The sequence below is a fragment of the Thermincola sp. GK-1 genome, assembly GCF_059412445.1.
Map to the genome: position 1 here is coordinate 1 of NZ_JBSQAT010000037.1, position 2937 is coordinate 2937.

The 2937-nt window shown below is 47.3% G+C and carries 3 protein-coding genes and 1 pseudogene; all 4 read left to right on the forward strand.

All coding sequences use genetic code 11. The features are described from left to right. Positions 1–130, forward strand: a pseudogene (locus ACSNJE_RS15835) (hydrogenase iron-sulfur subunit); the annotation flags it as partial. A 17-nt stretch (positions 131–147) separates the two neighbouring features. Beyond that, entirely contained in the window at positions 148–1110 is a 963-nt protein-coding gene (locus ACSNJE_RS15840) for a Coenzyme F420 hydrogenase/dehydrogenase, beta subunit C-terminal domain (RefSeq protein WP_495253063.1), read from the forward strand. Between the two features lie 18 nt (positions 1111–1128). Beyond that, the gene (locus ACSNJE_RS15845) at positions 1129–2151 is read left to right on the forward strand and encodes a 4Fe-4S dicluster domain-containing protein (protein ID WP_495253064.1); all 1023 of its coding nucleotides are present in this window, start codon (positions 1129–1131) and stop codon (positions 2149–2151) included. 1 nt (position 2152) lies between these two features. After that, on the forward strand, positions 2153–2937 hold a 785-nt coding region (locus tag ACSNJE_RS15850; protein ID WP_495253065.1), incomplete at its 3' end, for an FAD/NAD(P)-binding protein.

Here is a 2937-nt window from a genome sequence, read left to right on the forward strand (position 1 = left end):
CCGTTTCAAAGCCCGCTGGATTTCAGGATCGGAAGGACAGAAATGGGCCGATAATACCAAGGAAATGACCGAGACTATCAAGGCCCTGGGTCCTAATCTGAGATTCAAGAAATTTAAAGAGTCTAAATAGAAAACGAGGGATGCCTGATGAAGAAGATTACGGAAAATCTTAGAAAGACGGCCGCTAAGTTACTACAGGATAAAGAGGTGGAAGTAGTAATAGGTTACGGCCTCGGTTCTGAGGCAGTCAGAACCCAGCCGGTCTTCATAACTTCCCCCGATGATGTGGACAAATTAGTTTTTAATCCATTTTCTGTAAATGGATTAACCAAGTACCTGATTGATATGAAACAGCGCCCCGGCAAAATTGCCGTTGTTGTTAAGGGATGTGATTCCAGGGGTATTTACAGGCTTACTCAAGATAATATCATTTCGAGAGATAAAATTGTTGTACTGGGAGCGCCCTGCAGCGGTCAGCTCTCTTATGCCAAACTGGCCGAAAAATTCGATGTATCCGGTCAGTTGACAGATTTTGAAGACAAGGGCGACGAAATTGTCATCAAAACAACGAAAGGTGACTTTACCGCGAAAAAGGCAGACTTCATTTTAGATAAATGTAAGTTCTGCGAATCCCATAACCCTGTTGTTGCTGACCACATGCTTGGCGATAAGGTTAATGTTGCCGATGTGCAGGACAACTATGAGGAAATCAAGAAAATAGAAGCTATGAGCCCGGAGGAGAAGGCAAAATTCTGGCTGAGGCAATTTGACCGTTGCATCAGGTGCTATGCCTGCCGGAACATTTGCCCGGGCTGCAGTTGCCGCGAATGTATCTTTGATGCCATCAAACCAGACTGGATTGGTAAGGAAGTTAATGTGGAAGAAAATGAAGCCTTCCATTTGACCAGGGCATTCCATTTAGCAGGTCGGTGTGTGGACTGCGGCGAATGCGACCGGGTATGTCCTATGGACATTCCCATCAGCCTGCTGAACAAAAAACTGCTGAAAGACTGCAAAGAATTGTTCAATATGCCAACTCCCGGTTCTACTGAGGAAGGTGGCTCCTATCTGGGACAGTACCGCCTCGAAGATCCGGAAGAATTTATGTAGAGTGGAGAGGTGAGAACCATGGCGAATAAGATTGTTCAGAAAGACCAGATCAAAAACCTGTTAAACAAAGTAGCCCAAAGTAGCCAGCTCATCGCTCCTATCAAAAGTGACAGTATAACCACCTTCAGACCGGTGAGCTCGGCAGAGGCAGTTGTATTGGATTACCAGAACGGCGTTATTCCGCCGAAAGATTTCTTCTTCCCCCAAAGCGAAAAGATGTTCACTTATAATATCAATGACCCAACATGGGACATCAGGGAGGTAGAAGGGGTTCCCGAAAGGGTGCTGTTTGGGGCCAGGCCCTGTGATGTAAAAAGCATCCTGTTGTTAGACAAAGTTTTTGATGCTGAGTTTCGTGACAATTACTACCTGGATAAAAGGAACAAAACAACCATTGTGGCATTGAGCTGCAATGACTGCCGCCATACCTGCTTCTGCGGCGCCTTTGGTATATCCCCCGATACAGCGGAGGGAGCTGACCTACTCTTTACCGACCTGGGCGATAAATACCTGGTGGAAGTTTTAACGGAGAAAGGCGAGAAACTGGTTAACTCTGCCAAGGAATTTTTTGCCGATGACGATGGCAGTGGAGCAGGAGCTAAAGCCAAGGCCACAGAAATGGCCAAGGCCAAGCAGATGCAGATCAGCCTGGAAGGTGTTAAGGAGAAACTAGATAACATGTGGGAGCATTCCATTTGGGATAACGAGTCTCTGCGCTGCATAGGATGTGGTACTTGCACCTATGTTTGCCCGACCTGCCACTGCTTCGACATTGTTGATTACAATGACCAGAGCGCCGAGGGTTACCGGTACCGTTGTTGGGACTCCTGCCAGTTCTCTAACTTTACCCGGGCTGCCGGTGGACACCAGCCGCGCCCGAGCAAGAAGGAAAGAATCAGGCAGCGATTCCTGCATAAATTGCGTTACTTTGTTGACAGATACGGTGATTTTGGCTGCGTCGGATGCGGCAGATGCCTCGAAAAGTGCCCTGTCAACCTCGACATTGCGCAAATCATTACCAAAGTAAAGGAGGTTGGCTAAGATGTCCTGCAATTGCAATACCAGAGAAGTAGCCAGTCCTTTATTGCCTTATATTGCTACTGTTAACAAAATAATTGAGGAAACTCCTACCATCAAAACATTTCAGGTTACTTTTGATGAACCGGGGATTTTGGAAAACTTTGGAAATAAACCCGGCCAGTGCGCTATGCTATCCATCCTTGGTGTGGGCGAAGGTATGATTTCCATTACCTCTTCGCCAACCAGGAAAGGCATGTTGGAATTTACTATTGCGAAGGTTGGGCGCTTGACCTCCGTTATCCACGAATTGGAAGTGGGTGACAAAATGGCCATCCGTGGTCCGTACGGGAACCACTTCCCCTTCGAAGAGATGAAAGGTAAGAACTGCCTCTTCGTCGCCGGTGGTGTTGGTTTGGCACCCCTCCGTTCCCTCATAGATTACGTACTGGATAACCGTGATGATTACGGACGGGTGGACATAGTCTATGGCGCCAGGTGTTATGATATGTTGTGCTTTAAGTATGACCTTTTTGACCGGTGGCCTAAGATTAAAGACACCCACGTGCATGTAACTTTAGACAGGGAAGATCCCAAGTGGGACGGGCGGGTTGGATTTATCACCCTGGACTGGCTGCAGGAGATCTGTCCTTCTGTTGAGAATACCGTTCCCGTGACCTGTGGACCGCCGATAATGATTAAGCTGCAGCTTGAGAACTTCAAAAAGATGGGCTTTAAACCTGAGGAAATCATCACTACCCTGGAAATGAACATGAGATGCGGCGTAGGTAAATGCGGACGTTGCAACAT

What these genes read in the sequence shown, in the direction of transcription:
- ACSNJE_RS15840 (WP_495253063.1), top strand. Translation starts at nt 148, where the DNA reads ATGAAGAAGATTACGGAAAATCTTAGAAAGACGGCCGCTAAGTTACTA.
- ACSNJE_RS15845 (WP_495253064.1), top strand. Translation starts at nt 1,129, where the DNA reads ATGGCGAATAAGATTGTTCAGAAAGACCAGATCAAAAACCTGTTAAAC.